Consider the following 8,852-nt stretch of genomic DNA (forward strand, 5'->3'; position numbering starts at 1 on the left):
GGGCTATTACGCGCAAGAACAGAATGGTATCGATCGATGTATTGGCAAACGACACAGATAATGATGGCGACAATTTGAGTATCGAGTCTATCGTCGATGGTGCTATCGGTACTGCTACGATTGTGTCCGGTCCACCCGTTTCTATCGAGTATACCCCGCAGTCAGATCAATATGGAGAAGATACGCTTACATATGTTGTGAATGATGGTAAGGGTAAATCCGCCAGTGGCACTGTGACCGTAATTGTAACCCCGTGGGGTCCAGAACAAACCGTTGGCTCCGGTGAAGGGCCGAAAATTTCCAGTGATGCTTCCAGCGGAATAAGCTTATTAACATGGCGCGGTGGCACAACCACGGCATCATTTATCTGGGGTACGCGCTACCTGCCTGGCAATGGCTGGATTATTCCTCAAACTCCACTTGCCAATGGTGAACTGTTAGATCAACAACAAGTTGTTGCAACGAATTCCGGGACCGGCCTGGTGCTATGGCAGGATTCAAATACAAGCAGTAGCGAACAATTCCTGAATATTGCTGACTGGGACGGGCTGGCGTGGACATTTGGAAGCATCATCCGATCAGATACTCAAATACCCGTCTCGAAACCGGTGCTTGCCGGTAGTGCGACTGCACATTTCCCGGCTGTGTGGCTGGAAAGAGAAACTATTACAGGACGCCAGCATGTTGTATGGGTCAGCCAGGCAGGTGGTAACGCTACAGCGGTAACCAGTGGGGTGGCTAATGCGGATGATCCTTTTATCGCTGTGGCGGATAATGGCGCTGTCGTAATTGTCTGGACAGATGTAATAAATGGTAATTTGGTATGGCGCTTTGGCGATAGTTCCGGATTAACACAACCTGTCAATTCTGTGTTGAATGTAACGGGCAGTAATATCAGGGAGGGCCAGATTGTATTAAACGGATCTGGTCAGGGCATGATTGTCTGGTACTACGACGACGCGAACGGTGTTACCCGCCTGGCGTCAAGGGCTATCAATGTCATTGACGCCAGTAATGAACCGGTGCTGGGTAGTGAAGTTACCATCGATAACGGAAATGGCAATGTCAGTGACACCAGGCTGGCGGTTGCTGGTAATGGTGACATTGTTGTTGTATGGGTACAGGAAGAAACGGCGGGTTCGGCCATTTGGGCAAACCGCATTACCCAGACATTTAATGTCGTGGAAAAGATCAGTGAGTACCCTGACTGGTTGCCGGTGGATCCAGTTGTCACTATAAACTCCAATGGTGTTGTCACAGTAGCCTGGGTGGAGAAGGATAAAGCGGTAAGTCGTCGCTTCGAAGTTGAGGGTGTGTGGAGTTATACCGAGCCATTAGATGAAAGCGCCACTGCAAAAAGTTCGAAAATCACCATTGATAGCAGTGACAGCGGGCAAGTGATCGCAGCATGGCAACGTGACAATGGCATGATTATGTCAACGGTAGCCGAGGTTGATATTATTAATGCTGATCCTTTGCCGGCGGATCATACCACGGCTGAGGCGGGATCATGTAACAACGCCGGTTGTCATTCGCTTGACAATGAACATATTAATATTACGGGTGAGTGTGATGCTTGCCACTTTAATACCTTGTGGGCACCGGTCAGCACGGTTGACCATAACCTGGTAGTGGGTGTGTGTTCCAGCTGTCATGACGATGTCATTGCGACCGGAAAGCATGCCGCCCACATACCAACCACTTTAGAATGCAGTGCCTGTCATAACACTGCTGCCTGGTCGCCAACGATTGGTGGATCAGGCGGTACCGTAGATCATTCAAACTTTGTGGGGAACTGCATTAGTTGTCACGATGGAGTAACCGCGAGCGGGAAGAATGCAGCCCACATAAATACTACGAATGTATGTGACGCCTGCCATCAAGTGTTCCCAGCCACCTGGAATCCAGTGCCGGCTTCTGCAGTAGATCATTCGCAGGTTATTGGTACTTGTGCCAGCTGTCACAATGGCGTTACCGCAACCGGCAAACCTGTCAGTCACCCTAACACAACGAACGTTTGTGAAAACTGCCATGGGATACCACCCAGGGCGTGGCTAAATATCGCTGGAATATTTTCTCATTCGGATGCGCTTGGCCTGTGTTCCTCCTGCCACAACGGAGGCATAGGGCCTGCAAAATCCGCCGGTCATTGTGAGCCAGCCGGTGAATGCAGTGATTGTCATACCACAAACAGCTTCGCCACGCCGTTTGCTGATTGTCCGACACCAATTCCTCCACCAGCGCCAACAGTGCCACCGCCACCGCCACCACCAGCGCCAACAGCGCCACCGCCGCCACCGGCACCGGCACCGCCACCACCGCCGCCGCCACCTCCTCCGTTGCCACCCGCGGGAATGGGTGGACTACCGTAATATAGAAAGCCACCACAGCAAAGCAGCGACAGATCAAGCATGGTTCGTGTACAAGAACGCATGCGGTATACTGTCACTCTCGTGTAAAAGTGATCAGTTGTTTTTCATGTTATTAGCCAAATTAACAAACGCCTACCTTGCTTACGGTATTCATCATCTACTGGATAATGTTGAGTTCCAGATAAATGATAACGAACGGATATGCATCATTGGCCGCAATGGAACCGGCAAAACTTCTTTGCTCAATGTTCTGGCTGGTAAAGCTGGAATAGATAGTGGTGAAGTCTGGTATCGTTCCGGATTACGCCTCGCTTATTTAATCCAGGATATTCATGAACACCCCGATGCCGATGTTTACAGTGTTGTGGCGAGCGGATTGCCGGAAACAGGCCAGTTGCTGGCTGATTACCATGCGGTCTCTCATCAAATTGCAGGCTCGCACGCTGGCGATGAATCCCTGTTAAAAAAACTGGCTCACCTGCAACAGCAATTAGAGCATTGCGACGGCTGGAACCTGGATCAAAAAATTACCACAGTTTGTTCTACGCTGGAGCTGCCTGTTGATGATCAGTTCGATGATTTGTCGGGCGGTACGCAACGCCGTGTGTTGCTGGCCAGGGCGTTAGTCAGTGATCCTGATTTACTTTTGCTGGATGAGCCAACCAATCACCTTGATATTGAACGCATTCAATGGCTGGAAGAGTTTTTAGTCAATTTTAAGGGTACCTTGGTATTTGTGACCCATGATCGACTGTTTCTTAAAAACCTGGCGACACGTATTGTTGAACTGGATCGGGGAGTGCTAACCAGCTATCCAGGGGATTACGCGCATTACGAGCAGGCTAAACAAAAAGCACTGGAAGTGGAACAGCAACAAAACGCCCTGTTCGACAGGAAACTGGCAGAGGAAGAACGTTGGATTCGTCAGGGCATAAAAGCACGTAGAACGCGTAACGAAGGCAGGGTACGTGCCTTAAAGGCGCTGCGTCAGGAGCGATCACAACGCCGCGAGAAAATGGGCAATGTGAAATTGAATCTGGAGTCGTCACAAAAATCCGGCAAACTGGTGGCGGTAGTTGATGATATTTCTTTCGCGTACCCGGATGGTAGCCCGGTTATCCAGCATTTTACAGCGCAGGTAACGCGCGGCGACCGCATCGGCATCATTGGTCCAAATGGTTGTGGAAAAAGCACCTTAATCAAATTGTTGTTAAACCAGTTACAACCACAATCCGGTGCAATCACTTTAGGTACCAATATCAATACCCTTTATTTCGACCAGCAAAGGGAACAGCTGGATCCTGACAAAAGTGTCATTGACAATCTGAACCTGGGAAGCGATAGCATAACGATTAATGGCAGTACTCGCCATGTAATCGGTTATTTGCAGGATTTCCTGTTTTCCCCACAGCGTTCGCAATCACCGGTTCGTGCCTTGTCCGGCGGCGAGAAAAACCGTCTGTTGCTGGCACGTCTGTTTACCAGGCCGGCAAATTTGATGATTCTGGATGAGCCAACCAATGATCTGGACGTAGAGAGCCTGGAGTTGCTTGAGGAAGTGGTAAGTGATTTCGATGGCACCATTGTGCTGGTCAGTCATGACCGGGCATTTCTGGATAACATTGTTTCCAGTGTGTGGGTGTTTGAAGGCGCGGGAGTGATTCAGGAATATGTTGGAGGCTACAGTGACTGGCAAGCCCGTCATCGTGAGGTGGAAAGTCAACAAAACATCCCGTCCAAACCTGGCGGCGAAAAGAAAGCAAAACAGGCGCAACCCGCTGCGTCAGCACAGTCCAAAAAGCTCTCTTATAAAGAGCAGCGGGAACTGGATGGACTACCCGGCCTGATAGAAACACTGGAAACAGAAAAACAGAATCTCGAGCAACAAATGGGGCAAGGCGATTTTTACCAGCGGGATGAGCAACTGATTAAAGCCAGTCTACAGCGGCTGGATGAGGTCAACACGCAATTGAATGATGCCTATCAGCGCTGGGAGCAGCTGGAAAACCGTGCATAGGTCACACTTTTAGGGTGCGTATAAAAATCGACCAATTGTGAAACTATTATGAAAAACAGAATGTTAATTGCAATTATGTGACGTATCTGTATCCTTAATGTATCTTTTCTGTAAAGGTTTTGTAACTGTACTAGAATTAAATCCATGTACATCGCTCTCATCGAAGATGACCCCAGCCAGGCCAAACTGATGTCAGTTTGGCTGGAAAAAGCCGGTCATGCCTGCAAGGTTTTTCCCAAAGGCAAAGCATTTATTGATAACGCGAGCAGCGAAGAATTTAATTTACTCATCATAGACTGGGTGTTGCCGGATATAAATGGCGATGAAGTGTTACGCTGGGCGCGTAACAACCTGGGATGGGAAATTCCAATTGTCTTCATGACCTTCCGTGATGCTACGGACGACATTGCGAAAATCCTGCATCTGGGTGCGGATGATTACATTTCAAAGTCAGTTGATCGCAAAGAATTACTTGCCCGAATCAGCACCCTGCAACGTCGCGCAAAATTTTCACCGCAAGCCAATGCGTCTATTCAAATTGGCGATTATGAAGTTGATAACTCGCAACATAAAATCCGTTATCGTGGTGAAGAAATCAAATTGACACCTAAAGAATTCAAGCTCGCCTACTATCTGTTTAAAAATGTTAACCAGTTACGTACTCGCGCTGATTTGCTGGCAAACGTTTGGGGGCGTAATGCTGAAATCAGTACCCGAACTGTGGATATCCACATTAGCCGTTTGCGTAAAAAGCTGAAAGTGGATGAAGACGAAAAATGGAAACTGGAATCGGTCTCGAGTATGGGTTATCGATTGTCTTACCAGGAAAGTCCAGTAGATTCTGCTATTTCATAATGAATTAGAACTAGCACTGCAAATCGGCTATACATAGAACCATTAAATATCGCATTGTTGCTTAGGAGTATAAATGGAAAAGCCCCGGCAAGGCTTGTATATTGTTCTAATTAGTGTTCACGGGCTGGTTCGTGGTAATAATCTGGAACTGGGTCGGGATTCGGACACCGGCGGACAAATCAAGTACGTTGTGGAACTGGCACGCGCACTTGGGGAACATCCCGACGTTGAACGCGTTGATTTGATTACTCGCCGTGTCATTGATCGGAAAGTCGATCCCGATTACGCCGAGCATCACGAAGTGCTCAGCGATAAAGTCACCATTGTTCGTTTGCCATGCGGCCCCCGTCGTTACCTTCGCAAGGAAGTCCTGTGGCCCCATCTTGATATATTTGTCGACAACGTGCTGAAGCACCTGGCCAGTGTGCGTCGCGTGCCGGATATTGTTCATGCACACTATGCAGACGCGGGTTATGTCGGAACCCGTATGGTGCAATTGTTAGGAGTACCACTAATATTTACCGGGCATTCGCTGGGGCGTGTAAAAAAACAACGCTTACTGGAAAAAGGCAGTAAAGCGTCAAGCATTGAAGCCCAGTATAATATCTCTGTTCGCATTGAAGCGGAAGAAATCACCCTGGGTAATGCCAACCTCGTCGTAACCAGTACCCGCCAGGAAGTTGAAGAACAGTATGAACTGTATGATAACTACCAGCCACGTCGGATGATGGTTATTCCGCCCGGTGTTGACCTGGATCGCTTCCACCCGCTGGAAGCCAGTAAGGTGGAAAAAGCACCTATCAAGCCACAACTTGACCGGTTTCTCACATATCCTGAGCGTCCCATTATTCTTGCCATTTCCCGCCCGGACGAAAGAAAAAACATCGCTGCTTTAATTCACGCTTATGGGGAAACAGAAAAATTAAGGGACCTGGCCAACCTGGTTATCGTGGCAGGCAATCGCGATGATATTGCTTCCATGGACAAAGGATCGCAAGCCGTGTTGTCCGGTATGCTGAATCTAATCGACAAATATGATCTCTATGGTCATGTTGCTTATCCCAAGCATCACGAACCCGATGATGTGGCAGATTTGTACAGGCTCGCCGCTATGTCCAAAGGTGTTTTTGTCAATCCGGCATTCACCGAACCGTTTGGTCTGACCTTAATTGAAGCGGCGGCCAGCGGTGTACCGATAGTAGCGACACACGATGGCGGTCCCCGGGATATCATTGATACCTGCAAGAATGGTTTCCTGGTTGATCCATTAGATACACACGATATTGCCAGCGCATTGCTGAAAGTGCTTTCGAATAAAACGCAATGGGAAAAAATGTCGAAAAGCGGTTTGGCGGGTGTGTATAAGCACTATGCATGGGAAAGCCATGTCAACAAGTATGTTGAGGCGGTTGGAAACGTCATTGGGAAATCCAGGCGTGTTACAGATGCTACCTCGAGTAAAAAGAATCGATTGCCAACAGTGGATCGACTGCTGGTGTGCGATGTTGATAATACACTGCTTGGTGATGAGCAGGCACTGCAACAATTAATGCATACTATTGATAGTACCAATGGCAAAGTTGGATTTGCTGTGGCCACCGGACGTAACCTGGACAGTACAGTAAAGGTGTTAAAGGAAAACGGTGTGCCTACACCTGACCTGTTTATTACTTGCGTTGGCGGTGAAATATATTATGGGCATCGCATGGTGGAAGATACGGACTGGGAAAAACATATCAATTATCGCTGGAAACCAGGCACCGTAAAAAAAATGTTGAAAAAATTTCCGGGATTAAAGATGCAGGCGGGTACAGAGCAACGCAAGCACAAAATCAGTTATGACGTGAATCCTGACAAGGTACCGACGATGAGAGAGATTAGCGCCCATCTTCGGCAGCATGATATACATGTGAAGCTGGTCTATTCACATCAGGCCTACCTTGATGTCATGCCCATTCGTGCCTCAAAAGGCCTGGCCGTTCGCTATATCGGAATGAAGTGGGGGATAGTGCCGGAACGTATCCTGGTAACCGGCGATTCTGGAAACGACGAGGAAATGCTAAGAGGTAATACGCTGGGTGTTGTGGTTGGTAACTACAGTAAAGAATTAGCAAAACTTAAAGACCGGGATCTGATTTATTTTGCCCAGCAACCATACGCTGGCGGAATCATTGAAGGCATAAAGTACTATGGTTTCCTTAACGATATTTTTCCACCAGAGGATGATCAGGGCGAACTACAGGAATGGTCCATCACCGAAGAGTTATCTGAATAAAATCATCAACTATTTTAGTAAACGAGTGAAATAATGCTGGAACTGTTAAGCGATATCATCAAGCAACACCGAGAACAGGTATATTTATTATTGCGTTCCTATTTTTCATTGGGACGCTCGTTTCTATTGCGATCTGATTTGTGGGACATGTTTGAGTCGCATTGCGATGAACTGGGTAAAGGCCACAGTATCTGCACGGAAACCTTTAAGCGGTTTATCGTCTGTTGTCAGGAAGCCATACTGGACGATCCCTGGATTTACTTTGCGGTGCGAGAACGAATCGGGCGCTGGATTTATGTGCGGTTTCATGTTGAAGAACTGGAACACGAAGAAATTACCGTGTCGCAGTTTCTGGCATTCAAGGAGCGTATCGTTGCCGGATCAGACCATGTGGCCGCGTGGCCTCTGGAACTGGATTTGGGACCTTTTAACCGGGAGTTTCCTAAGATGCGTGAAGCGCGCTCCATTGGACGTGGAGTGGAGTTTCTGAATCGCCGATTGTCCAGTCAGCTTTTTCAGTCATTAGGACAGGGTGATAGAAAGATACTGGATTTTCTGCGCGTTCACCAGTACAAAGGCCAGCAACTCATGTTGAATGACAGAGTCGCGGATGTGCCAGCTCTATCAACCGCATTGCGCAGGGCGGAAGATTATTTATCTGCTCAACCAGATGAAGCCAACTGGGATGACGTCAAGCATGTGATGCAAGGTCTGGGTTTTGAGACGGGTTGGGGTAATACCGTATCTCGCATGCGCAATACCATCGTGTTGTTGTCCGATATACTGGAAGCGCCGGAGCCAGGCAACCTGGAAAAATTCCTCGGGCGCATTCCCATGATTTTCAGTCTTGCCATCTTATCTCCGCATGGCTTCTTTGGTCAGTCTAATGTATTAGGATTACCCGATACCGGCGGGCAAGTCGTTTACATACTTGATCAGGTCAGAGCGCTGGAAAAAGAAATGCGTCAGCGTCTGTCCAAGCAGGGACTCGAGATCGAACCGCAAATAGTGGTGGTAACACGCCTGATACCGGAGGCGCAGGGCACTACCTGTGATCAACGTATTGAATCAATAGTAGGCACTGAAAACGCGCGTATACTGCGAGTCCCGTTTCGTTCGGAGTCCGGTGAAGTGGTTCCGCAATGGATATCACGATTCGAAGTCTGGCCATACCTGGAACGTTATGCCGAAGATGTAGGGCATGAATTATTAGCCGACCTCGGTGGGCGTCCCGATTTGATTGTTGGTAATTACTCCGATGGCAACCTGGTGGCAACGCTATTAGCGCATAAACTTCATGTTACCCAATGTAATATCGCGCATGCACTGGAAA

At 48.3% G+C, this 8,852-nt stretch carries 4 protein-coding genes and 2 pseudogenes; all 6 read left to right on the top strand.

The annotated features are described in order from the left end of the window. On the top strand, positions 1–2,372 hold a 2,372-nt coding region (locus ACWVCM_RS04615; RefSeq protein WP_455200544.1), incomplete at its 5' end, for an Ig-like domain-containing protein. 106 nt (positions 2,373–2,478) lie between these two features. Then, positions 2,479–3,123: pseudogene (locus ACWVCM_RS04620) on the top strand (ATP-binding cassette domain-containing protein); the annotation flags it as partial. Continuing rightward, complete coding sequence (locus ACWVCM_RS04625; RefSeq protein ID WP_455200547.1) at positions 3,109–4,389, top strand: ATP-binding cassette domain-containing protein; 1,281 nt, start codon at positions 3,109–3,111, stop codon at positions 4,387–4,389. The pseudogene ACWVCM_RS04620 and the gene ACWVCM_RS04625, both read left to right, overlap by 15 nt. A 144-nt stretch (positions 4,390–4,533) precedes the next feature. After that, positions 4,534–5,244, top strand: coding sequence for a response regulator transcription factor (locus ACWVCM_RS04630; RefSeq protein ID WP_455200545.1), 711 nt, complete (start codon positions 4,534–4,536; stop codon positions 5,242–5,244). Positions 5,245–5,317: 73 nt separating this feature from the next. Beyond that, on the top strand, positions 5,318–7,519 hold the full coding sequence (locus ACWVCM_RS04635) for an HAD-IIB family hydrolase (protein WP_455200546.1): 2,202 nt from the start codon (positions 5,318–5,320) through the stop codon (positions 7,517–7,519). 33 nt (positions 7,520–7,552) lie between these two features. After that, positions 7,553–8,852, top strand: a pseudogene (locus ACWVCM_RS04640) (sucrose synthase); the annotation flags it as partial.

The organism is Kaarinaea lacus (assembly GCF_975902315.1).

What these genes read in the sequence shown, in the direction of transcription:
- ACWVCM_RS04635 (WP_455200546.1), top strand. Translation starts at nt 5,318, where the DNA reads ATGGAAAAGCCCCGGCAAGGCTTGTATATTGTTCTAATTAGTGTTCAC.
- ACWVCM_RS04630 (WP_455200545.1), top strand. Translation starts at nt 4,534, where the DNA reads ATGTACATCGCTCTCATCGAAGATGACCCCAGCCAGGCCAAACTGATG.